Genomic DNA, 25680 nt, shown 5'->3' on the forward strand with positions numbered 1-25680 from the left:
TTCTGAAGATGATGTTTGTGAATATTTTCTGCTGCACAAAATCCCCCATATTCTTCTATTCAGAAAGGCGAATATTGCCTGAACGTCTATACTCCAAAGCAGTAGCTTTCTCGTGTTTGCTATCGGCGATAGCTAAGCTCAACTCAGTGGGTTATGGCAAACCAGAGAGCGATATTAAATCTCATTAGAGACTATTTCGAAAAGAAATTATAACGTTAGGTTTTACTTAAGAGTAAAAATAATAAGCAACATTTTCTTCCTGTATCTGGTGATGACTAACATGGATAAGATGAAAAAATGTTAAACAAAAACAATAAATTAATTAAAAAGTTATTTTTCCATGAGTCCTGGGACATCATGGTCATTAAAAATAGCATGCATTCATTTCCTGATAATACACTGGATATTCTCAGTCATTCAAAAGCACAGCTGCTTAATAAAAAATACACATTTCAGGCCGACCCTTTTATTATCGAAAAAGAAGATAAGCTTTTTATCTTCTATGAAGCATTTAGTTTCCTTAACTCAAAGGGAGTACTGAAGTGCCGTGTTCTGAATAGTAATATGGAAGAGATTGAAGATATCAAACTGCAAGGCTTTGACGATTTGCGATGCCACCTGTCGTTTCCTTTTGTTTTTTTCCATGATGATAAACTGTTTATGATTCCGGAATCATCAGAAAGAAAGGAAGTCATTCTCTTTCAATCCACTGAGTTCCCGGCGCGTTGGGAAAAAGTAAAAGTGTTACTTTCCAATGTCGAATATACCGATAATGTCTACTTTACTTTGGATGGCGTCAGCTATCTTATTTCCACTACGCTGGATAATGAAATGGTTATTCACACTGCAAGTGACTTGTTCGGTAACTGGGAAAAAATTGAGCCTTCGTTAACATTGTGTAATTACCACCATCGCGGTGCCGGAATGCCTTATTCAACCAATAACAAAAATTATATTCTCACTCAGGAATGCCTGCCGGGGCTGTATGGAAAATCAATCTATATCAAAGAGTTAATTAACTTAAACTCATCAGCATTCGAAGAGCGACTGGTGGCTAATATTGTTCCAGCAATTAATAAAAGCGCCGGTATTCATACTTTTAATTTTTCTAAAAGTTATATTGTCTACGACACCAAAAACTTGATATTCAGCTTCTTCTCGCCATTTAAAAAGATAATCTTTAAATGTTTTGTCAAATACAGGAAACAGTATTTCGCCTGAAACAGCAGATGAATGGCCGGGTGTTTGCTGATACTATTGATCAACTAGACTGAGAATGAGGTCGACACAGACTCGATACACTCATTTTTCAATATTATTCTGGAGATACTATGGCAATTCTTGTAACTGGTGGTGCTGGCTATATTGGCTCACATACCGTACTGGCATTACTGGAGAGAGGTGATGATGTCGTCGTCATCGACAATCTTTCTAACTCGTCTAAAGCCTCTTTGGACAGGGTTGCAGAATTAACCGGAAAAGTACCGACATTATATGTTGCCGATATTTTAGACAAACATGCGCTAAAAGAGATCTTCTCAAATCACGAGATATCCGATGTTATCCACTTCGCTGGCTTAAAATCTGTCGGCGAGTCGGTTAGAAAGCCTCTGGAATATTATGAAAACAATGTCGTTGGGACGCTGGTTTTGCTCAATGAAATGTTGCTTGCAGGCGTAGATAGCTTGATCTTCAGCTCATCTGCGACGGTATATGGCAATCCAGAAAAAGTCCCGCTAAGCGAAGAGTGCCAGACAGGGGGAACCACTAACCCGTACGGGACGTCGAAATTAATGGTTGAGCAAATTTTGCGTGATTTTTCGCACGCACAACCTGAATTCCGCATTACCTGCTTACGCTATTTCAACCCGGTGGGCGCACATCCATCAGGCCGTATTGGTGAAGATCCTAACGGTATTCCTAATAACCTGGTCCCTTATATTTCTCAGGTGGCAATTGGCAAACTCGAATGCCTGTCGGTTTACGGCAACGATTATCCAACACCCGATGGAACCGGAGTGCGTGACTATATTCATGTGCTGGATCTGGCAAGCGGGCATCTGGCGGCATTGGATCATAAAGCTGAGGGTTCAGCCTTCAAAGCCATCAACCTGGGGACCGGTGTCGGTTATTCCGTGATTGACCTGATAAAGGCTTTTGAAAAAGCCGCACAAACCCAAATTAACTACAAAATAGTCGACAGAAGACCGGGTGATGTTGCGGAATGCTGGTCAGATTCATCCTTAGCCAAACAAAAACTGGGATGGCAAGCGACCCGTTCTCTTGACGAAATGATGCGCGACACCTGGAACTGGCAGAAAAATAATCCGAACGGTTTCAGTTCTTAATTCTGTTTCTAAGACTCTGATATACCCTACATAATTCGAGTTGCTTGAAGTATGAAGGGTATTATTCAATTACTGAGCGCGAACCTTCGACACTCGATACCAACCGTCACTTTGTTTGCCTTCATTAGCCAGATTAATTCTCGCTTTTCCTTGCTTGTCCAGCATCGCCACTTCAACAAAATATTGCCCATTCGCTAATGTCGCAGGCAGTGCCAGACGATAACTCGCCGTGCGCTCGCCAGGTAGCCAGCTGCGAATATCATCGGAGGTTCTCCCTTGGGCGATAACCTTGTTCGCATCATTTACCAGGCGATACGACAGATCGTATTTCAGGTAAATCGGCGCGACACCCTCATTTTTCCACTGGCTATTTAGCGTCAGAGTACCGCCTTTTGAAACGACAGAATCATGGCTTAACGAGGCTAAACGAAAACGATAGCCCAGTTTTGTCAGCGCCTTATCGACGATGCCGCGATACATCGCTGGCACCTCCGTGGACTTCAAATTAATCGTGCTGGCATGCTGCGCTTCGGCCCAGTCAAAGGTCCTTTGTACTTCTTCGAGGGAATAATGCTGGATGGTTTTCCACTCGGCCATATGGCCGCAGATCTCAAAACTAATCGGCGCGCGTTTCCACGCATCTTTAAAACCTGACCAGGCCGCCTGTGCCGCCTCTATGCGTTGCGGGTAGTCATCTTCCATCAGATTCCAGGTTGTCGAAAAGTTTCGCCAGTCGCCCAGGCAGTCTGCACGCCAGCCAGCACCGCGTCTCGTGGCGCTCACGAGATTATCGCCACCGGCAATCAGCATGATTTTTGGCGTTTTAGGAAACGCAGTAAAGTGCATGGTGACGTACTTTTCTAGTTGAGCAGGCGTGTAGCGTTTTTCAAGCGGAGTCATTGAAGGGAAATTGCTGTTATGCCATTCGCCCCAGGAACCCACCATGCCAATATCGATGTAGGCGAGGTTTTCATTACCATCGTACCGCTTCCCAAACGCGTTCAGCAGACGCTGGCTATATTCAAGGAAAATAGGGTCATCTAAGTCCGGCGCGAAAGTTTTATTGTCCGATGTCCAGACGCCTTTCACCCCTTTTTTAATCAGCCAGTCAGGGATTTTGCTCCCGCTTTCTGGCCCATCCATCACCATAAATCGCAGTCCGACATTCATCGCCGGTTGATGCTTCGCTGCAAACTTAAAAGCCTCATCCACGAGAGCAAAGTTGTACTGCCCCTCAACTGGCTCAACTTCTGACCAGTAAAAACGCTCGTATTCAATTCCGGTATCGGGATATTGCGCCTGCGTCAGTTGATCTCCATATCCCTGATGAAAGCTGGCGATCCCCGTTCCCGGATTCGTTATTGGGCCAGAAAGTGCTTTTGGCGTTACAACTGTCATCGGTACGGCCATGACCGCCCCCGGAAAAACCATGCACATCAATGAAACTAACGTTTTTATATTCATAGTATTTCCGATTTGTGTTGGGGCGTTAACTCGCCCAAGACTAGTTGTTACGCAAGCTGAGCCACCAGTCCCAAATCCCCACATGGAAATTACGAATCAGATCGATTCCCACTGCGGATTTGATCATATACAGCGTCAATAGCAGGCATAATACGGCGAAGATAGAACCGCAAAGAATCAGTAACGTCACAACAATTCGCACCAGAGTCGATTCTTTACGCAGCCGTTTACGTAAGTCTCGTCCCAACAAAAAGACCATATAGTAGCGCGTCCCAAAAAAGGGAAAGCTCTTACGAATATCGATCCGGTGGTGTGATGAAAGAGTGATAGAAACGAGCGCGCCCTCTATCTCCTGCTTTTGTTCGGGAGTCAGCTGTGCCTGAGTTTGTTCATCAAGCACTTCGTAGAATCTGTCGATGACGATTGGGCGTCGGGTTGAATTCGTCAATTTTAACCTATTGATTTATCTATTGAATGGTAGACACCTACAGTTTTCCTGGCAATTTCACTCCAGTCATAGGTTTGCAGAAATTTGCTGTAATCCGCGCCAGTTAACACGCGTCTTTCCTTCATTTTTTCTGCTAAATCAATCACATTACTTACCTTAAAATAGGCGTCCGCTGGCAGCCCGACTTCAAGATTTGCCGGAATATCACTCACCACCACGGGCAGCGAATATGACATGGCCTCCAGCAGCGCGATTGGCAATCCCTCGTGATAAGAAGGCATGATAAATAGCTTTGCCTGAGAAAATACCACTTTCAGTGCGTCACCTTTTAAAAAACCGGTCAAAATAACATTCGGCGTTTTTATGGCTAATTCCTTCAGACGTATGCTGTAGTCGGAAGGATGGTCCGCATCACCGACCAAAACCAACGGCTCGGATACTCCGGATTGTTGGTAGGCCGTAATTAAATCATGAAACCCCTTCTCTTCCACAAAACGCCCCACCGCAACAAGATAACTCTTAGGCTTCAGGGCATAACGGTCAAGTGTTTTATGAATGATTTCAGGGGTAAACGTTGGCGGTATATTCACACCGTTAGGGATAAGATGGGCATCCATGCGGCCATGTTTCTTCTGAATCAGCTGATTAATCACTTCAGAAATAACGATGACTTCATTGGCATAATTTACAGCGAATTTTTCGCCCAGCAGTAAAGCCTTCTTTGCAATACCGCCCCACTTCTGGCGTTCATAATCAGGTCCATGGTGCGTAAACACCACTTTCTTGCCGAGTAAGCGCAGCAGTGGCACGACCAGACCCGGCCCGATAGCATGTACATGAACAATACTGGATTGGTCAAAACAGGTCTTAAACGCCGCTAAAACAGAATGAACAATCGCTTCCAGCGACCGTTTTTTGGGCGCCCACAGCGCCACGGTTTCAATATTTTTGTACTGCGATTTACTGTAACCAACATAAGGTGCACGAGCGATGACGCAAATATCCACATCGAACTGTTGTTTGATGGCGGGATAAAGATTTTGGCAATGGGTTTCCACCCCCCCTAACACATCGGGTATGCCACGCGTGCCGATAACAGTAATTTTTTTGGCCATATTAAGGTTTGCTCAACAATTCTTGATACAAATTGATCAACGCTTCCATATGATTACGCATGGCGTATTTATCGCAGAGTCGCTGGTGAGCATTTAATCCCATGTGGTGCGCTTTCTCCGGATTTTCAGCCAGATCGTCGAGTATATTGGCCAGCTCCTGAGCATTTCCCGGCTCAAATAAAGCGCCATCAACGCCGTCACGTATTTGTTCAGGGATCCCACCAATACGCGAACCCACAATGGGACGCGCAAATGACATGGCTTCTAACACTGACATCGAGCAATTTTCATTACATTCAGAAGGCACAACAATTACTCTTGCGTGCTTAATTAATGCATCTAATCCCTCGCCTTGTTGGACATAGCCGAGGAATTCTGCCTGCGGAAATTGCGTCACCAGGTCATTATAAATTGGACCATTACCCACGATTTTCAGCGGTATTTTATTGCGCATAAGCTGATGTGCTTGCGCTAATGTTTGTATCCCTTTTTCAGGACTGATACGTCCGACAAAGAGTATATAGCCCTGGTCTTCAATATCCTGGAACGGCTGGCTGTCATCAATACCATTCACAATCACGTCAATACGTGAATTGGGCAACGTATGTCTTATGATTCCGCGCAAAAATTCACTGGGCGAAATAATGACATCCAGAGCCTGATAATTCTTCGCGATAAATTGCCAGGTGGCTTCTAAAGAGAGCAGAAGACTTTTGGATGCTGACCCTTCGTAGCAGCGATATTTAAACGCATTGTAGACTGACCCCGTGATACAGGCATCGCAGACTTTGCCATCACGCAACATCGCGTAGGAAGGACAGGAAATCTTATAATCGTGGGCGGTTAACACCGTTTTGCAGCCAAAATCCCGGGCAATCTTTATTATCGAAGGGGTTAGCTGATGGTAGATGTTATGAAAGTGAACAATATCTGGGCGTTCTTTCTCAAGCAGTGCCTTCATTTTTTTGCAGGCTTCAGCGTTGTGAATAAAGTTTACCGCCGTCTTAATCCCACCAAGCAGGTTACTTCCTTTATGATAATCGACATTACTGACAAAATAGTCCGCATAGTCAGAGGGGAAGTTTTTTTCGTGTTGCATTGAGAAATCAATAACGTCGACGCCAGCCTGTTTCAGCATTTCGCGTTCCTGGAAGTAAACCGTTTCTGCACCACCTTTGATGTAGAAAAACTTATTCACCAGTAAAATTTTCATCATAGAAACCTATTCTTGAATGACTTTGCTGTCGGGTGGAGTCATTGGATCTCGCATCGAGTGAGTCAGTCCCTTGAGTAATCCGACGGAAAGCACGGCTAAATTAAGTACACTTTGCAAGCCATTAAGTAATGATCGATTTTTAATCGTTTTTAGGATAATAAATGCCATCAGCGGCAGCAAAGCCAGCGCAATAATGTCGATATTGAAGGTCAAAATAGCAATCAGTAATAACAACAAATAAATTGCAAAAATCACCTCATTTTTAACCATTTTTATCGCATTTCGCAGATAGGGTTTCCCCCAGGCGCTGCGCAACAATTCGCCGGGCGCCTGGTTATATCCACTGTTCCAACGGTAGATAAGCAATTTAAGTGTTGGCATGTCGTGTGAAGTGTGGCTGAAATAAGGCACATTCAGGCGGTGTAATTTATAACCGGCATCGACCAGGCGCATCCCAAGTTCAGCCTCTTCATACGCATGAAGGTTGAGATTGGTCAGATAGCCAATTTTTTCAATTGCCGAGCGGCGATATAACCCCCCGCCGCCTAAATGATCGCAATCCCCAACGGGATAAATTTCATGTAGTCGCTGTTTACGCGATTTAAATTCATAGTTGGTGGCTTCATCCATTTCCACTGTACCCGCCACGCCCGCGTATTCAGGATGACTTTCCAGAAAAGCAATAGCGCTATCGATAAACCCTTTTTCCAACTCCATATCGCCATCCATTAACAGCAGATATTCCCCTTCGCTGTACAGATAGCCAAGTTGGTGCCCGACGCCACAACAGCGGTCCGCAGGTTGCGTTAACGACACCACGGTGACACCTTTATTACTGGCCAGTTGCTGAGTGCTATCGGTGGATAAACTATCGGCAACAATAATTTTATGAGGATATTCAGCAATCTGTTGCTGGATACTATCAATCGTTTTTTCAATACATTCGGCTTCGTTAAGTGTTTTAATACTTACGGAGATAAAGGGTTTATTGCTCATATTACTGCTCCGCAAAACGATAAACGGATCGACGAATAATCAGACTGGAGCCCAGTGACAGATAGAACAAAAATTGTAACATTGGCGTGATCGTGAGTATCTGACTGTAGGGCAAACTCAATAAGCAACTGATAGCAAAAACACTAAATGCAGGTGCAAAACTGAGTAATTGCAGGTCTTGTGTGTCTAATTGCTCGCGCGCTAACAGAGCTTTAGGCTGCACAATTTTCAGGATGTAGAGAATTAAACCGATAAATAACAGCGTTCCCACCACGCCCACTTCCCAGAGGAACATACTTAAAGAAGTTGAATCGAGAATCAGATTATAAGTGAGATTCAAGAAGCCTGGCGAAACGATACTTCCGCTGTTTGTCGCATTCAGTCCGTAACCAAACAACGTTCCGGAAAGTCCCCACAGGTCGTTATTCTTCAGCCAGAAGATCAGTGTGGTAAAGCGCCCCACTTCACCTGAAGGGAGAATATAATTCGGGTCAAAAATATAACTGAGTGAATCAATAAAAACAGCCAGTGAGCTTTGCGTAGGGTCGCTTCCAAAGGCCGTGGAATAACCAGAGGCTAAAATAACGATAGCCAGCGCAATTAGTAATGCCATTCCCGAGAATATAAAAAGCAGTGCTTTGATATTCACTTTGTTCACCCCTTTGACGAAGCTGGGCATGACCCAAAGCAACGCCAGCAGTATGGGTGACAACAGAATGACAAATTTCACTTCACCAACAATACACAAGCCAAAACCCAGAATGACGTGTAGGGCCATCGATTTGAAACTGGTTAAACCGTGCTTAAATTCGGAGACTTTTAACAGCATAATCAACAGGCAAAACATCCCCATCGCTGCGGTATTCCCGCCTCCCAGTGGGTCGCCACCAAAGGTTCCTACTACGGAGTCCCATTTATCTTCTTCACCACGCACCTCAACACGCTGGGGTACAACAAACAGCAACTGATAAAGAACGACCGGGAATTGAGCGTAAAACACCCAATATAAAGAACGGATTACGCGATAAATCTGCGACTCACGGCAGAATCCTAATAACAGGCAGACCATCACCAGCGAAAGTGCTATCTCATTTTTAAAGCCAACAATCGCATCGGTTACCCCTTCTTGCAATAGGGTGGACACTCCCGCCAATACCAGGAAAATGAGATACAGTGTCAGCACCACAATTTCTTGCTTATCCAGCTGTAATTTTTCGTAGCGGGTTTGCATCACCAGCAGCATGAACATCAGCAACGTCAGGAAGAATGGGATCCACAACACCGCCAACACACCGGTGAAATATTGAACCAACCCGCAAATCATCAGGGTAAGGAAGGAGTATGTCTGTAAATAATTCCCAGTATTGAGATTCATAATACGACCGGCCTGTCTTTCAAAAGATTGGCGCGTTTATTTACTTTGAGATAAATAAAGGCATAACGAACGAAAGTGAGTACAGAGAACAGAATAATCGATGTGGCATAGTCGTTATAAAAATAAGGCACAATGACAAATGCAATCAGTACAATCGCTAATTGTTCAAACTGGATCCGCAGGAAATAACGGTGAGATCCAAAGATCAGCTCAATCACGGTCAACGGACAAACCGCCAGCGCCGGGAATAAATAAGGCAACATATAGCGTGACGTTGGGATCGAGTTTATCCAATCTTCACTAAAACCAAGATGCATGACGATAGGATAGAAAATAAACACCCCAAATGTACACACAACGCCTAACACCAGAAGCAGCAAACGGACCTTTTTATACTCTTCAAAGTTAAACGTATTATGTCGGAAATCTATCGACCATTTTGAGAATATGGTGTTACGCACCGCGTTCCCGACGATAACAACCGGTGCCAGGCAAAAGCGGCTCACAATTGAAAAATAACCCGCGGTAAGCGCTGAGAACCAAAAATTAATCAGCATGATCGGCAAGTTACTGTTCGCCATTGCCAATACTTCCGCACTGCCCACCTTGGTAAGGTGATGAACGTGCTTATTAAAGAATGCCAGGTTATTTTTGGGACTCAAATGTTCCAGTTGCACAGTGCGAATATCAAAGGCTCGAAGAATGCAGCCAATGGTGAGTACCATCATCAAACCTGCCCACGCCCAGTAAAATGCCTGAACATGCGTGGTAAGCAGCACGGAGAGCACCACGACCACGGAAACAGAAATACGCTGGAAGACCAAAAAACCAAAATTAGCCGTACGTAATGACAAGTTCTCCGATATCAAAATCCACGTATTGGACAGCGTGAGCAGATAAAGGAAGAAGATATTTTGGTTAAACAGCCACGCGGTAAGGAGTGCATAAGGCAGCGCGATAATCAGACTTTGTAATAAGCAAAACACCACGTTTTGCGCCAGTTCATCATCGTGCTGCTTAGGAATTAACAACTGTGAAGCAAAGGTACAAACTTGAGCGCCAATCAACGCAATACTGTAGTTAAGCGCGTAAAGCCCCACTTCTGCCAGGTCATATTTGTGTGAAATTAACCAAATAGACAGCGCACCAATCAGTTGTGAAATGACTGATGACCCCGCAATGGTGGACGCGCTTCTCAGTAAACTCATAGACGGCCTGTACCGTTCATCAATTCATTGGTTTGAAGGTTGAGTGAGCGTAATCCCTCTTTCGTTTCAAGATTTTTATCAACGACTTGGTTAATCACGGCACCAATAACAACCGAATGATTAGATTCGAGTTTATCCAACGCCTGGGTGATATGTTCCGCAGGCGCACCGGCTTTGAGCATGAAAATCTGACCGTCAATGACACGGCTAATCAGTTGGCTGTCCTGGCTCTGATTCACCGCAGCAACGTCAATGATTATGCGTTGATATTGGCTACGCAACTCACGCATCAGATGTTCCAGATTTTCAGACGACAGCATCAATAGTGATGAGATCGAGGTATTGCCTCGGGCGAGGAAATCCAGATTTTCATTCACTTTGACGCACAGATTCTCAAGCGTCGCTTCACCACGCAGCAACTCAGCAACCCCATGCGCCGACGGATTGGCCAATTCGCTTGATAAGCCGTCTTTATTGGAGAAGTCGAGATCGATAAGCAGTGTTTTCTGGTCAAAACTGAATGAGTTTGCCAACAGATTCGCCAGCAACGTCCGGCCTTCGCCATGATCCGCCGAGGTCACTGACACCGCCTGTAGATGGCGATTATCAAGCATGATACGGGTTCGAATGCTGTGAATAATGTCGGCGTTCATCGGATTATTGGCGATTACATCGCGAATTTGCGCACGACTCCCCAGCCCATTAAAGCGACGAATCTCACCTAATGCCTCGAGGTTCAGGCGCTTCTTCATTTGGCTCAGATTATTGATGGAACTGTCCATCGCGGATTTGACGATGAAGTACATAATACTGAAGGCCAGAACCAACAGCACCACCATAACCAGCAACAAAGGCTTGTTCGGTTTAGCTGGGCGTTCAGCAGGCACTGCCGGGTCATACAGTACGGCATCTGAATCGCTATCACTTCCTGAGAGCGACTGTTCCTGAGTACGCTGATACAGCGTTTTGTACGAATCTTCCGTTTTATCCAGCGCCAGTTTTAAGTCGTTATAGCCGTCACGTTTGGATGCCAGGTTCTGGAAGAGATTTTTTTGTTCATCCAGCTGTTTCTGGTAGTTATTTTCGTCAGCCGACGCTGCCTCATATTGTTGACGCAGACCGGTTTCCAGCTCACGCAGCACACTATTGGTCTGATCCTGAATCGCCTGAACTTGCGCCTGGGCTTCCTGAATCTTGATGTGCTTTGGACCATAGGATTTGCGCAGTTCGTACAAATTACTTCTAGCCTGTATCAGTGCAAGACGTAAATGCTGGATCTGAGCATGATCCGAAATCACCGGCAGCGAGATGACATTGTCGAGCGAACGCCCTGGGCGTTGACGGACTTCGTTGTACAGGGATTGCGCCGCCACTCTGCGCTGAGTCGCATCGGCCAGGCGATTAGTGACGATGCTTAACTGCTCTGTCTCAAAGCCATCCACTCCGCGGAAAGTCAACAAGCCCTGATTCTTCAGATAGTCATCAATGGCCAGTTTCTGCTCGGCGATTTGCTTTTGAAGCTCGTCCATTCGCTTCTGGTTGATTTCACGAGCTTTGAGCGTATTGCCTCGTTTCTGCGCCGCGCTGTAATCAATAAATGCCTGCGCGACACCATTGGCTATCTGAGCCGCAAGTTCCGGAGAAGATGACTCGTAGGAAATCGAGGCCAGATGCGTGGTGCGAACACTGGTGATGGTGAGATTTTTCAGCAGCTTTTTCAGCGCATTATCAATACGCACCTGTTGAGTCTCGGGGGTGTTCGTAATTTTGCTGTCGGATTTGGCGCCATTGAAATCAGGATTTTCATCCAGTTTCAAATTCCGCACCGCTTGCTCCAGCACAATACGTGACTGCATCAGCGCATACTGAGTCTCGTAATACCCGTTGCGTGTCGAGTCGTAACCGTCTACTTGTGGGAAGGGAGAAACGTTATCCGGCTGTGCTTTGATCAGCACGGTTGCCGTCGAGACATACTTAGATGTCATCATGCTGATTAATGGCCAGGCAACCGCCCCCGCAATCACACCGGCGAGGAGGATTTTCCAACTGTTCTTTTTAATTTCTTTGGCAAACCGGGAGAAATCGATAGAGCTTTCTCGCTTCATGCCATTTTCTACTATTGATAGTTTCATAGTTAGAAGAAGCCCATGCCAATTATAACGATATCACCGGGGTGAACGGAGTGTCTTACGTCCACGTTCTCAAGCAATTGGTTGGTACCCGCGAGGCGGATACTAATATCTTCGCGATCCGCTCTGTCGGTGAAACCTCCTGCCATTGCAATAGATTTTTCTACCGTTAGCTCAGGTTCCCACGCAAAACCATTAGGGATCTTCACTTCGCCTGAAACAAAGAACTTACGGAATTCAGCGATATTTACGGTCACCATTGGGTTTTGCAGATAATCCCCGTTCAGGCGATTCGTTATCTCGGCACTGACCTGATCGGGTGTTTTTCCTTTCAGGACGACTTTCCCAATATAAGGGAAAGTAATCGATCCACTTTTATCGATAATAAATTTCATCGCCATATCAGGTTCTCCGTACACATTAATACTGACGGTATCACCTGAATCGAGAAGATATCCCGTTGATTCAGCATCAGGATTATCCATGAGTGGTGGCTGAGATGCTGTACATCCGGCCAAAAGCACAGTGAATAATAAAAATGCCCAGAGTTTCATTATTTTCATTTTAAATCTGCACCTTAGCTGTAAACATAATCAGCGAATTGTCATAGCCCAGCGTTCTCAGAACTTCCCGGTCGTCGTCAGCACCGATAAAGAACGAATCGGTTTCTTTGGTAGAGCGCAATGTATCTATTTGATATTTCAGTTCAAAATTAACAGAAGGTCTGAAGTCGTAGCTCATGGAGAAAGTGAATACACCATCTTTATCCGTTCTATCCTTATCTTGTTTCTTATAACCCTCCGTGGTGTAGGAGTAATCTAACAAGGTAGAGAAACGATCATTTATCCAAAACTGTTGATACGAAATACCGTATTGCGAAACCAGAATATATCCCCCCACTTCTGAAGGGTCTTTAATACGCTGCGAGGTATGTGCTGTAAAAATAGACTGATTGAGTGGTTTCCACTCGCCCTGAATATCCCAGTTTAGTCCATTAAAATCCTGCGAGTTAGGGTTGTTTTGAAACGTTTTATACAACCAGGCCACATTCATATCGATATTGGTCTTACCCGTAACCTGGGACTTGATTCCATACATCAAATAATATTCGTTACTGTCTTTTGCAGTGGCATGGTCATAATGCTGCTGGTTAGTAATAAAGCTATAACGGAAACGTGTATTCGGGGAGTATTGGTCGAATATTTCGGCAACCAGGCCATTTTCATACCATTCCTGCTCCTGAATGTACGTGTAAAAGTCATCGTCCGTTTTCTGCACTTCCTGGGTATTCCCAAAACGAAGTCTTTTATAATGCACAGCGAGTGCAGCTTTGCCGCGTCCTTCAAGAGCCCCGTAAGTGTAACGCAGCTCACTGTTCAAAAGGTTGGTGCTAAGGGGGGAATTAATACCAAACTCTTGAAATTGCTCAGGTACGAAGCCTTCTGTTACACCACGGCCACGATCCTCATGCCCGATCGAATCTTCAATGTTAAACGCAAGCCCATGCTTTAACCCAAAACGCCACTCCCCATTAAAACGGAAGAAATGATCATTGTAGTTATCAGCTGAGTCATTAGTGTAATTGCGATAATCACCTGAATACATTATCAGGTATTTGTCCTCACCGCGTTTCCCCTCCATGCTCAAGACTGGCGCGGCACTCAGAAAGTTTGAGCCAATAGCATCACTATCATGTGGCTGATAAGTCACATTATCTTCGTAACCGTAATTCGCACCCACTTTGCCTTGAAAATCAATACCTGCAAAGCCGATATGAGATTTCGGTGTTAAGTCCGCCAGGGCCGGTTGTGATAAAACGATTCCGGCTACGAAAATATATTTAATATGCATTTTTCCCAACAAATCCTTTGAAAATAGTTTTTATAATAATTTTTATATCTAGCCACAACGACCAGCTTTGGATGTATTCAATATCGTACTGAACGCGCTTTTCCATTTTATAAAGTGCATCAATTTCTCCACGATAGCCGTTAATTTGCGCTAATCCTGTGATCCCAGGCTTAACTTTGTGGCGAATCATGTAGTTTTCCACTTGTTTACGATATTGCTCGTTGTGGGTGACGGCATGTGGCCTTGGGCCAACAATCGACATACTGCCTTGTAACACATTAAAAAATTGCGGTAGCTCATCAAGCGACGTGCGACGTAAAAAAGCGCCAAAGCGCGTGACACGTGGATCGCCTTTCGTCGCTTGCACGACGGTATCTGAGTTTTCCATAACGCTCATCGTACGGAATTTCCAGACCTTAATTCGTTGTCCACTCAAACCATAACGGTCTTGCTTGAAAAAGACTGGCCCACGAGAGGTCAGTTTTATCCCGATACCAATCACCAACAACAGTGATGAAATCAGCACCATGATAATGCTGCCCAGAACCAAATCTTCGGCGCGCTTGATAAAGGAGCCAAAACCTTCGAAGGGGGAGCTTAGAATACTGATAGTTTGTAAGTTATGGACCGAACGCAGCTCCGACATATGAGAACTGTAGGAGTTAAAATCTGGCACGATGTAAGTATCAACCGTGGTGTCGGACATCACAGCAAGGAAATGACGAATCCTTTCCAGCGCAACTAACGGTAAAGCGATATAGATTTCATCGACTCTACCTGCTTGCGCTTCTTCAACCAGACCGCTAACTGAACCTTTAAATGGGCTGTTGATTCGGTCAATCAATTCGCTAAATCTCGAAGCATCACGTTCATCGTAGAACGCCAAATCTAGCTTCACATTGGAATATTCTTTGAGTAGCGCCGCTTCTGCCGCCAGACCGTTAGATGTCACCCCAACAATAGCGACGCGAATGTTCTTTTTCGTTGAGTATTTGAGGAAAATTAAATGGACTAAATAGAGCAAAAAAAGAGGTATTGCGTACCAGAATAAGGTAACGGGGATAAACTTATTTTCCAGCGTGTTTAGATACCCAACTGACTGCCACCCACCCGCTAAAAGTCTGACAATCTCAACAAAAACCACCGTGAGAAATGAGCATAAGATCAATCGCAACTGACCTCGTACACTCCAGTTTTTGGGTCGATGGAGATAAAGCTCAGTATATTCGCCAAACAGCAAGAATGCGGTAGAGAAGAGAAAACTGAACATTAATACAGTGCTAGTCGATTCCATTGATAATAGCAATGCACTCAATATTAAAATCGAGTTAATAAGAATGAAATCCGCTAACTTAATAAATACTGGGTACCCTCCATGGGTAAACTTCAGTGAATTTCTCAGCATTGTTAGACTCGTTATTAATCGAATTATAATGATGATGCAGTCCTTTCCCATCATCATTATATCATAAGTGTAAAGAATACGATGTAAGATTGTTATGAATTGTAAAATACCTCTTAAGTATGTCTTGAGGGTTTTGCTTTTGTCTGATGTTGTGCTTCACGAACAGGTAGCTATTTGTTTTGCTTAAAGAAGTTAGAGCGGTGTTTTTGCCTGGGATTTAACTTAGGCGCATCCAGAGGAATGGTTTAGCAGGAGATGATGTCAATGAGGCATTCAACGAACGAATGCCTGGTTATTGAGATAAATACTTTTCAAAGTGTGATTAATGAACCGTTTTTGTCTCAGATTGAGGTTGTTCTTTCCAGTAACGATGTAATTCCAGTGCAGCTGGACCAATTGCTGCCTGGCTCGTTTCATATTCCTCTTCGGTCATCTGTTCAAGCTTCGCGATATTGGCTTCCTCACCATGTAAGGCAATCGCCTCCAGCACGGTGCGCAACGTTTCTGGCAAAGCGGTCCAGTCGCTTAACGCAACACCGCGCATGTAACCAAAGCACCACTCTTCGACGATCGTGTAGTCATTACCATCAACTTCGCGATAACCAAACAGCGGTTCGAACTGGTCAGGCGCATGGCACAGACGTTCTGCAATATCATTCATATGCTGAGAGCAGAGATCGTAAAAGCGTTGTTGTTCTTGCGCACTTTCCCAGTGAGGAAGTTGTTTTTCACCGCCCCACACTGCGGCCTGCCAGTCAGCAAGTGTAATCATGGTCGGTGCGGAGAGAATCGCCGTCAGCATCCCGTCTAATTCAGAAACATCCAACACAGAATCATCATTACCGTACTGAGTCAGCGTGTCATCCAGCCATTCCAGTTCTTCTTCGTTTAGCGGCCCTTGATTCATGCTGTGTTCTCCAAAATATGTTCAATTTTTACGCCGAATTTTACAGGAAGACTTTTTATAATCTGTTCGGCCTGCGATATGCAGTGACTTTACCCTAAAAATGAGTGTTTTTGATAAAGGATGCCAGGATAAATGGCGGAAAAAACAAAACCACCCGAAGGTGGTTTATATGAAACTGCTTATCATTGATTCTGGTATTCCGGGTAAACGGAGGTCTACCCGGCTTGTTTCACATTACACGACCATTCCCAGCAGTAGACACCCTACCAGGCCACAGACCGAGATAATCGTTTCCAGCATCGACCAGGATTTAATCGTCTCGCCGATAGTCAGGTTAAAGTACTCTTTGAATAACCAGAAACCAGGGTCGTTAACGTGAGAGAAAATCACGCTACCGGAACCTACCGCGATAACCATCAGTTCAGGGCTAACACCCGTGGTAGCGATAAGTGGAGCAACGATACCGCCTGCGGTGATTGCTGCCACAGTTGCGGAACCCAGCGCGATACGGAGTACGGCAGCAATAGACCAGGCCATCAAAATTGGCGATACGTTACTGCCATTCATCATCGACGCAATGTATTTATCCACGCCGCTGTCTACCAGAACCTGCTTAAATGCACCGCCGCCGCCGATGATTAACAGCATCATGGCGATGATTTTAATGGAAGAGCCCAGCGTTTCGTTGATCTGATCCATATTACGACCACGGTTCAGACCGAAGGTGAACAGTGCAATCAGAACCGCAATCAGCGTCGCCATTACCGGGTCGCCGAGGAACTCTGCTACGGACAGGATCACGTGGCCTTTCGGCAGCACCATTTCTGCCACAGCGCGCATCGCCATCAGCACCACTGGCACAAGTGAGGTCCAGACGCTGACACCAAAGCTTGGCATCTCTTCTTCGGTGAAGGTTTTCGCGCTGTACAGACCTTCCGGGATTGGCTTGTCGATACCTTTCAGGCAGCGAGCGAAGACTGGACCCGCCAGGATAACAGTTGGAATCGCCAGAATCGTACCGAACAGCAGGGTTTTACCCATATCCGCGTGGAAGATGGTCGCGATAGCAGTTGGGCCCGGGTGTGGCGGCAAGAAGCCATGGGTCACGGACAGCGCAGCGGCCATCGGCACACCCACGAACAGCAGCGGGATGTTTGCCGCCGCCGCGATGGTGAAGACCAGCGGCAGCATCAGCACGAAGCCGACTTCATAGAACAGCGCGAAACCGACGGTAAAACCGGTTAAAACCACCGCCCACTGAATGTGTTGTTTACCAAATTTGGCAATCAGCGTGGTCGCGATACGCTGTGCGCCGCCGCAGTCTGCCAGCATTTTGCCGAGCATGGCACCGAAGCCCATGATCAGCGCCAGGCTGCCAAGCGTTCCGCCCACACCCGCTTTGATGGAAGCGATAACTTTAATTAACGGCATGCCTTGCATTAAACCGACTGCAAGCGCCACCAGCACCAATGCGATAAATCCGTTCAATTTGAAGCGGATCATCAAGAGCAGCAACAAGATAACACCGATAGCAACAATGACTAATGGCATGAATAACCTGACCTGTATTTGTTATGGGTAACGTCATTTTTGAATGACAATTTAATTTTTCCCTGGTGGGAACATGTCGTATTAGCAGCACCAATACCGGTCACCTTCGAAACTTATCAGTTTTGTCGGTAGTTATTATTGTGATTAAGTGCCCACACATATGATACGGGTAACATTGCACGATTGAGAATCACCCTGGCATGGGAAATGTGAATTATGAGATGTAACTCACATTCTAAAAGTGGGCGGGATGTCGGGTAAGCGTCATGCTATTGAACAAGAACAGACGAAAGCGGGACGTGTAAAAATACACCTCCCGCGCTCTACCATTTCAAATGACATGTCTTTTTGTATGGGTTAATGTGCGACATATGAATAGTTTCATAACGAAAGCAATTCATAAGATCTATTGTGTGATTTGGGGTGTTACCAACCCGTGTTGAACGTTCAAACTGTGATGTAGAGGGAATTTCATGCCGTTTGGTATGTTAAAAAAGCGTCAATTCAAACACCGGCTGGTGCGCGCCATTCTTGTTGGCTCGCTTTGCATTCTGCTAGGGGCTATCAGTACTATCGGGCAGACAACATCGAACCTGAAGCGGACAACCCTGATGCGCATGGCCCATGCCCAACGTCTGGCGGAAGGAGCCCTGGACGGCGCCAATCAAGCGGCCACGGCGGTCATAGAAGACCTGGGTAAAGAGTGTCTCTCCTCTGTGCTGTTGCAACTCAGAATGCAAGTGGCGTATTTCCAGACTGTCCGCAGCGTCAATCTGGTTAAGGGTAATCAAATCTATTGTTCATCCCTCTATGGCCATTATGCAGAGGAAATTAACTTCGATAGCTATACCGATGGCACGCTTTATCTCGTGAACGACAACAGGGTAAAGAAGGACCAGAAGCTCATTATCTACCGGAAGGTTGTCGGTAAAGACAGTATTGTGGTGAGGTTATACGGTGATCATATCCTCTCTGAACTCAGTGTGTTGAGTATTGATTTACCCCTGGGCCTGATCGTAGGCCAACAGCAATGGCAGCACCAACAGACGCCTTCCACCCAGCTCATCTCCCCCGACATGCCGGGCTATATGGAACTGCCATCGACCCACTACCCCTTCAAGATTGTCGCTGCCATTTCTCCGGCCAATTATCTGAGCTATATCTGGTATTTCTCCAGATTCAGTTTAATCGCCTGGGTACTGCTGAGCGTCATCGTGGGTTTTGCCGTATTTCGTTGGTCAGGACGCACCATCTCGCCCGAGTATGAGTTACGTCAGGCACTGGAAAATCAGGAGTTCATTCCCTATATCCAGCCGGTGGTATCCGGACATCTGATGCGCGAGACAGGATGCGAAGTGTTGATGCGCTGGGCGCACCCCACTATGGGCATCATTCCCCCGGATAATTTCATCCCGATGGCTGAAAACTGTAACCTCATCATCCCAATGACCCAGGCGTTGATGACTCAAGTCCGCAAGCAATTTTCCCCCATGGCGCAGCTGTTACCGAAGGACTATCACTTCGCCTTCAACATCACCGCCAGCCATTTCAGGGACTTCAATCTGGTGGAGGATTGCCGGGCCTTTATCAACGCATTCGGTGATAACCCTATTAAGCTGGTTTTGGAATTAACAGAACGAGAACTGCTGGTTATCGATGAAGTGACTGAACGGTTGGTTAACGAACTGCATAAACTGGGGGTTATGATTGCCATCGACGATTTTGGGACCGGTAATTCCAGCCTGAAGTATCTGCAACATATCAAAGTTGATGCCCTCAAAATCGACAAGAGCTTTATCAGCAAGATCGGTATTGATACGCACTCCGTCCATATTGTCGATAACATCATCGATCTGGCCGCCCGCTTGCATCTGCAGACAGTGGCGGAAGGAGTGGAAAATGAAGAACAGGCATCCTATCTGAAAGCGCGTAACGTCACCTTTCTGCAAGGATATTTATACGGCAAGCCTGTACCCATGGAAGATTTTGCCCTTCAATTTTACGACTGAATCTACATCATCTTTTCTTTAAAAGGGGCGTTGCCGCCCCTTTGTACCAACTCTTACCAGGTGTAACGAACACCGACCAACGCCGTGCCCGCACGGTAATCCTCAGAACCGGCTTCTAAGCCCACCGTCCCCCATACGCTGACCGATTTGTTAATCTGGCCTTGTACGCCGAACTTCGCTTCGAAACGATCATCCGGCAGGGAGTCTTGTACCGTGACACCATCGAATGTCATGCTTTGCGAACCAGGGCCATGCCACCAGTTTGCTTCACTGTACAATTTCAGCTGCATATTACTTTCCGTCAGATCATGACTCAGACGTACCCCCAGTCGGGTCGTCGTTGTTTTATCCGACATATCCGATACCACGGTACCGGTATGTTCGGTGTAAGTATCTGACTGATAATTAGAGTGAATAATCTGCGCTTGCGGCTCAAGGAACGTCTGCTCGCCAACCTGGAATGCGTAGCCAGCTTCCAGTGAAAGCGACAGGTCTTCCGAGTCGTAATTTTCACTGTCCAGACCTTGCCCTTTCACTTCGTTATCGAACTGACCATACATCAGCCAGGTGTCGACATATGGCCCGGTCCGGCCATCAGCCTGCCCATACCAGGTACCATACAGACCCACGCTGTAGCCACTGACTTCGCCGTCTGCCGTGATGCCTTCCTGGTTTTTCGAGTCGTTACGAGACGAAGCATACTGCCCCATCGCCCCCGCACGGAAGATGCCATCACCTCCATCGCTGATACTCAGGAAATCACCGCCGCCGTGAATAAGAGAATACGACTCAGACAGCTCCTGGCCGCCCGCCCCGGTACGCTCAGTGCCACCTCCGGCAATACGCACCCATATGCCTTCTGATTCAGGGGCGTCTACTGCAATGCCTGGGGTTTGACGGTCGTGCAGCGTGTGGGTCTGCAGTTTCGACACAATATGTTTGTTATTCAGGTACGCGCCCACTTCCGGGCGATAATGGGTCATATCGCCTGAATCAGAACCTGATGAGGTAAGATACCAGTCATCCGCTTCGCCGCCATTACCCCCTTGAACCAGTTGATAATCATAGGCTCCTGCGGCAATCGAATCGTAACCTGAACGATAACCGTCAGATTCCGAGGACAGATAGAACGCGTCGTCCGTCGTCGCCCCATTAATGGCATCAACAACCAGGATCCCCTGGTCCGTCTGCGCACCTTCACCGCCGCCGTGACGAATAACCAGCCCGGTATCTCCGGTAGCCGTACCGCCATCAATCACGATCTTGTCTGTCACCGAATCATCGCCACCAAATACGGTGTAAAGCTCAACCGAGCCCCCCTCGCCGACCCAGTTGTTGACCGTTATTGTGCGCCCTTCCGTCAAGGTGCTCTCAGTCATCACCGCAGGCGTCGTGGGTGCCCCGAAGGAGATATCACCGGCAAGCGTCAAGGTGTCTGCCGTTAAGTCAGCACCGTTCAACTGCACCTGGCCGTCCTGCGCGACTGACATGTCATTCACCTGCTGGTCATAGCCATTCAGGTCAAGCACACCGCCCGTCACTGATACTTCGCTACTGCTGGAGAACGCGTTCTCCACATCAGTACGCAATACCCCGTCGGTGACCGTCGTCGTACCGGTGTAAGTATTCTGGGCCGAGAGCACCAAAATCCCATCCCCCGATTTGGTCAAGCTTTTGCCATCCCAGCTCTCGGAAGTTTCGCCGGACTGATCGGCAAGAACCGTATCGACTTCAAACCCGGTGCCTTCCTCAACGGTGAACGAGCCACTGCTGCCGGAGTCCCAGGCCAGGTCAAAGCTGACGCTGTAATCTTTGTTATCCGATGATAAAGCGGTGGTTCCTGTTAAATAATCCGGAACACCCGAAATTTCAGCACCGCTGGTGATCTCCCCATCAGCATGGATTATTCCGTATGACGTCCCGGTCAGCTCGCTGGAACTGACCATTGACCCATCCTGCTCCACGGCAAAACCTGAGATAGCGATTTCACCATCAAGCGTTGCGGTCCCCGTGACATTCACGACAGGGGCACCGTCATTCAACGTAACGGCCAGGGTCGAACCCTCCTCCTGAACAAGATCGCCACCCACATTCAGGGTCGAACCGCCTTGTCCGACATCCGTAGTGGCTCCACTTTGGGTGGTGTAATTGCCAGTCGTGCTGAATATGGCGTTCTGCGAGGCATCCGCGCTTTCATTTTGCACGAACACCAGCGTTCCCTGTTGCACGTCCACGCTATCCACAGATGAACCGGCTCCGGCGAGAGTCACTGTGCCGTCGGTGGTTTTGGTTACATCACCGCCCTGTATCTGCCCGTTCACGGTCCCAGACTGGAAATCGTAAGTGCTGGCATATACCGTGGCATCTGTCGCCAGCGTGCCGCCGGTAAGTTGATAGGTGCCGACTTCCATCGTGCCACTCTGCACCGTGCCGCCGGACTGATTCAGCGTAGCCTGAGTTTGGGTCGTTCCTCCCAGGTCCAGCGTACCGTTGGTGACAGTCGTGGTGTTATTGATATCCCCCAACGTCCCCTCGCCGCTCAATTGCAGCGTGCCACCATTAAGCGTCGTGCCGCCGGTATAAGTATTGGCCGCTGACAGAACCAGTAATCCATCACCTTCTTTGGTCAGACTTTTACCATCCCAGCCGCTTGCATAATTGACAGAGGGATCCTGATCCGCCAGCACCACATCCACATCAAAAGCAGTACCTTCAGCCAGCGTAAAGGTGCCTGTACCCTGCTGCGCACCGCCGTCAGTCCAGGCCAGCTTAAAGCCAAGGTTGTAATCGGTTCCGTCTTCGGAGAGATAGCCTTTGGACACCAGGTAATCAATGCCATCATCCGTCGGTGTTGATTGGTTATCGAAATCACCGTTAATGGTGTTATCAGTGTCGATCAGCACAAATTCATGCGTTGTCGCCGAAGAGGACGTCATGATGGTTTCACCTGCGGCAAAACCTTCAAACACCAGATTGCCATCAAGCGTTGCTGAATCTGCCGTGATAAGCGGCCCGCTGGCGTTGGCGTCAAGCATGACGTTGAGCGTCGCCCCCTCATTCATGGTGAAGGAGTTATTCACATCCAGCGTGGAATCAGAGTCGATGATCAGCGTGCCATTGGTACCTACGGTGGCGTACCCGGTAGTGACCGTTCCGCCATTGGTGATAACCAGGGAGCCCTGACTTGCGCCATAGCCAACAAATAAATTATCGCTGTTTTGCCAGGTGGAATTGTCACCACTGACGGTGACCGTACCCGTAGAATCGAGAGTCCCAATGAAGCCATTGGTTGTGTGCAGAGAGCCGCCCTCTGAGATGTTGACCGTCCCTGTACCATCTGAATAATACCCAGCATAGAGGTCGCCGCCCGTGGTCACCGTCCCGCCATCTGAAATATTGAGTGTTCCTTCCCCATGGCTGCCGACCGTAATGTGTTCCGTGTTATTCCAGCTTGAACCTGCACCGCTGACTGTGACGGTGCCAGTGGAACCGTGTTCGAGACCCAACTGCGCGTTGGCCGTCTCAAACTGGCTGCCACCCGTAACGGTAATCACCCCCGTGGCTGTAGACCATTCCCCGACATAGAGATTAGCTGCCGACACCTTGCCACCATTTGTGATATTGAGCTCACCGTAGCCTGCTTGCCCAACAAGGAGATCTCCGTTGTTCGTCCAGGTCGAATCGTCAACATTGACCGTACCGGACCCGGCAGTTTGTGAGTCATAGCTGTCATACCAACCCAGTGAACTCGGTCCGCCCGTGATGAGCTGGCTGTTATCCGTAAGGTTAACGACGCCTGTCCCCCCATTCCCAACATAGAGATTTGCCGCGGTGACCGTGCTGCCACCTGAGATATTGAGCACACCTTCCGCAGCGCCAAGTCCCTGGGTGTCGTCCTGGCCCGTAAAGCCAAGAATGAGATCGCCTGTGTTATTCCAGGTCGAACCATCACTGACGTTGACGGTACCGGTGGAACCGGATTGATGCCCAATCACACCATCGCCATTGGTAAGGGTACTGCCTCCCGAAATATTAACAGTACCGGTGCCTTCGTACCCAACATAGGTCCCGCCAGCGGTAACGATTGCGCCCTCGGTAATATTGAGAACCCCTTCTCCTCCTTCACCGTTATTGCTGGCACCACCGCGTCTTCCCAGATAAATATTGTCGTGGACCTTAAGTTCCGAGCCGCTGCCACTCACGTTTACCGTGCCTGTAGAACCGGTGTAGTTGCCGATGGAGAGATACCCGCTTTCGACATAACCACCATTTGATACATTCAACTGCCCGGAACCGTAGCTCCCGACAGTGATGAAATCTTCATTGTGTATCCAGGTTGAGCCTTCGCCGCTGACGTTTACCGTGCCAGACGTTCCCGCTGCATCGCCGATAATGGCGTTGTATGTTTTGGCACCATCCACAACCCCACTGACCAAATCGCTACCCTCGGTGATGTTGAGATTTCCATCGACCGTCACTTCACCGTAGGTTTGCGTGCTGCCATCGTTCATGTCCTTCGTGACACCCTGCGCCACCACCAGGTTGTTATCCTCTGCCTGGTCAATCGCCAGCGGAAGCAATGACACTGAGGTGCTCGCCCAGGAAGTCAAAGGAACCAGCAACCCAACAGCAATAGCCTGGGCAATGAGCGTTTTTTTCAGGGAACGCGAGGATGTTTTACCGGGAACATTTTTCGGCGCAACGGCTTCAGTAGTCATTCGGTCTGATCGACATGAACAGGAGGATGCATACTCAGGTACGGCCATCAGCATCCCGCGAGCTTTATTAAAAATCAGTCGATAAAGAAACTTATTCATAATGGAACCTTTTTTGTAGTTCATTATTTTTTTGCATGAACGGGTTGTTATTCATTTAACAAAAAAGATTAAATGACTTAATGACAACCCAAAGAGTGATGTGGTTGATGCCATAATATTTATGGTTGTAGATATGCGGCACTGCAGGGGGTTTCCAGCCATCGACTCACATCGACAACCAGAATGGTCGTGAGAAAACAACGCGCAAATATCTTTAAATATAATGAGCTTACATCACCAGCATATGCATCGTAACGGCATGAGTTGTGCATAGATTTATGATAAATCGTTGGAAAAACATTACGAAGACGTCATTTATTTATTTATGACTCACAAATTTATTCACAACCCCCAAAATACACATTCAATTATTGACATTAATTTTTTAACATCAATCGTTCATGATATTATTGGTTAATAATTTCCATAAATAATTTAATAATTCTTAAAGGCGTATTTCACCCGAGCAGCGAGAAAGTCGGAAGTTTAAGAGGCAGTGGTAAGGCCTGGATAATTCACTGATGGAAAGCGTATTTAGCACGACAGTACCGCCCTGCCCATTCCCGTTGGTGGCGGTCAGTGTGCGCCCGGCCGTCATTGGCTGCGTGGAAGGTGCCACAACGTTGAGAGTACCAGCGAGACGTCATCGACCAGGGAATCCGCCGTCATGTTCCAGGTACTGGAGTTGTCTATAGAAACGTCAGTCGGGTCAATCCAGCCCGTTAATGTTTCGCCAGTGAACACAGGACATGTGATGGGTATAAAACTGAGCACATTCCATAGTTTTTTCACTCTCCTCTCTTAGCATCTACACTTTAAAATGCTAATTGATTCTGAGCTC

The 25680-nt window shown here is 47.1% G+C and carries 18 protein-coding genes; 3 read left to right on the top strand and 15 right to left on the bottom strand.

Going from position 1 to position 25680, the window contains the following annotated elements:
• Window positions 1-297: 297 nt before the first annotated feature.
• Both BSPA111_RS02610 and galE read left to right on the top strand, forming a co-directional pair.
• A complete protein-coding gene (locus BSPA111_RS02610) occupies window positions 298-1221 on the top strand; it encodes a hypothetical protein (RefSeq protein ID WP_183269646.1) in 924 nt (307 codons plus the stop codon).
• Between the two features lie 110 nt (window positions 1222-1331).
• On the top strand, window positions 1332-2348 hold the full coding sequence (gene galE, locus BSPA111_RS02615) for a UDP-glucose 4-epimerase GalE (RefSeq protein ID WP_183269647.1): 1017 nt from the start codon (window positions 1332-1334) through the stop codon (window positions 2346-2348).
• 69 nt (window positions 2349-2417) lie between these two features.
• Here the strand turns inward: galE and BSPA111_RS02620 are convergent, their stop codons facing one another.
• The 13 genes from BSPA111_RS02620 to gntT form a co-directional block, all read right to left on the bottom strand.
• Window positions 2418-3812: a DUF4832 domain-containing protein gene (locus BSPA111_RS02620; protein WP_183269648.1), complete on the bottom strand. Its 1395-nt coding sequence runs from the start codon at window positions 3810-3812 to the stop codon at window positions 2418-2420.
• Window positions 3813-3852: 40 nt separating this feature from the next.
• Window positions 3853-4260, bottom strand: coding sequence for a hypothetical protein (locus BSPA111_RS02625; protein ID WP_183269649.1), 408 nt, complete (start codon window positions 4258-4260; stop codon window positions 3853-3855).
• A gap of 2 nt (window positions 4261-4262) precedes the next feature.
• Window positions 4263-5375, bottom strand: coding sequence for a glycosyltransferase family 4 protein (locus BSPA111_RS02630; protein WP_183269650.1), 1113 nt, complete (start codon window positions 5373-5375; stop codon window positions 4263-4265).
• A 1-nt stretch (window position 5376) separates the two neighbouring features.
• Window positions 5377-6588, bottom strand: a complete 1212-nt coding sequence (locus BSPA111_RS02635) for a glycosyltransferase family 4 protein (protein ID WP_183270273.1) — start codon at window positions 6586-6588, stop codon at window positions 5377-5379.
• A gap of 9 nt (window positions 6589-6597) precedes the next feature.
• Complete coding sequence (locus BSPA111_RS02640) at window positions 6598-7587, bottom strand: glycosyltransferase family 2 protein (RefSeq protein WP_183269651.1); 990 nt, start codon at window positions 7585-7587, stop codon at window positions 6598-6600.
• A 1-nt stretch (window position 7588) separates the two neighbouring features.
• On the bottom strand, window positions 7589-8962 hold the full coding sequence (locus BSPA111_RS02645; RefSeq protein WP_183269652.1) for a capsular biosynthesis protein: 1374 nt from the start codon (window positions 8960-8962) through the stop codon (window positions 7589-7591).
• Window positions 8959-10170, bottom strand: a complete 1212-nt coding sequence (locus BSPA111_RS02650) for a lipopolysaccharide biosynthesis protein (RefSeq protein WP_183269653.1) — start codon at window positions 10168-10170, stop codon at window positions 8959-8961. Before BSPA111_RS02650 ends, BSPA111_RS02645 begins: the two co-directional genes overlap by 4 nt.
• Window positions 10167-12302 (bottom strand): polysaccharide biosynthesis tyrosine autokinase, encoded by a 2136-nt coding sequence (locus tag BSPA111_RS02655; protein WP_183269654.1) that lies wholly within the window; start codon window positions 12300-12302, stop codon window positions 10167-10169. The genes BSPA111_RS02650 and BSPA111_RS02655 overlap by 4 nt, the downstream gene beginning before the upstream one ends.
• Window positions 12303-12304: 2 nt before the next feature.
• Window positions 12305-12862 (bottom strand): polysaccharide biosynthesis/export family protein, encoded by a 558-nt coding sequence (locus tag BSPA111_RS02660; protein ID WP_183269655.1) that lies wholly within the window; start codon window positions 12860-12862, stop codon window positions 12305-12307.
• Between the two features lies 1 nt (window position 12863).
• Window positions 12864-14150, bottom strand: a complete 1287-nt coding sequence (locus BSPA111_RS02665) for an outer membrane beta-barrel protein (protein WP_183269656.1) — start codon at window positions 14148-14150, stop codon at window positions 12864-12866.
• Window positions 14140-15555, bottom strand: coding sequence for an undecaprenyl-phosphate glucose phosphotransferase (locus tag BSPA111_RS02670; protein WP_183269657.1), 1416 nt, complete (start codon window positions 15553-15555; stop codon window positions 14140-14142). Before BSPA111_RS02670 ends, BSPA111_RS02665 begins: the two co-directional genes overlap by 11 nt.
• 322 nt (window positions 15556-15877) lie before the next feature.
• A complete protein-coding gene (locus BSPA111_RS02675; protein WP_183269658.1) occupies window positions 15878-16462 on the bottom strand; it encodes a YecA family protein in 585 nt (194 codons plus the stop codon).
• A gap of 234 nt (window positions 16463-16696) precedes the next feature.
• The gene (gntT, locus tag BSPA111_RS02680; protein WP_183269659.1) at window positions 16697-18013 is read right to left on the bottom strand and encodes a gluconate transporter; all 1317 of its coding nucleotides are present in this window, start codon (window positions 18011-18013) and stop codon (window positions 16697-16699) included.
• Between the two features lie 473 nt (window positions 18014-18486).
• On the opposite strand from gntT, the gene BSPA111_RS02685 reads away from it, so the two are divergent.
• On the top strand, window positions 18487-20022 hold the full coding sequence (locus BSPA111_RS02685; protein ID WP_183269660.1) for an EAL domain-containing protein: 1536 nt from the start codon (window positions 18487-18489) through the stop codon (window positions 20020-20022).
• A gap of 53 nt (window positions 20023-20075) precedes the next feature.
• On the opposite strand, the gene BSPA111_RS02690 is transcribed toward BSPA111_RS02685, so the two are convergent.
• On the bottom strand, window positions 20076-24839 hold the full coding sequence (locus BSPA111_RS02690; protein ID WP_183269661.1) for an autotransporter outer membrane beta-barrel domain-containing protein: 4764 nt from the start codon (window positions 24837-24839) through the stop codon (window positions 20076-20078).
• Window positions 24840-25433: 594 nt separating this feature from the next.
• Window positions 25434-25631 (bottom strand): hypothetical protein, encoded by a 198-nt coding sequence (locus BSPA111_RS02695; RefSeq protein WP_183269662.1) that lies wholly within the window; start codon window positions 25629-25631, stop codon window positions 25434-25436.
• Window positions 25632-25680: the final 49 nt, after the last annotated feature.

Source organism: Buttiauxella sp. A111 (genome assembly GCF_014189855.1).
GTDB lineage: Bacteria > Pseudomonadota > Gammaproteobacteria > Enterobacterales > Enterobacteriaceae > Buttiauxella > Buttiauxella selenatireducens.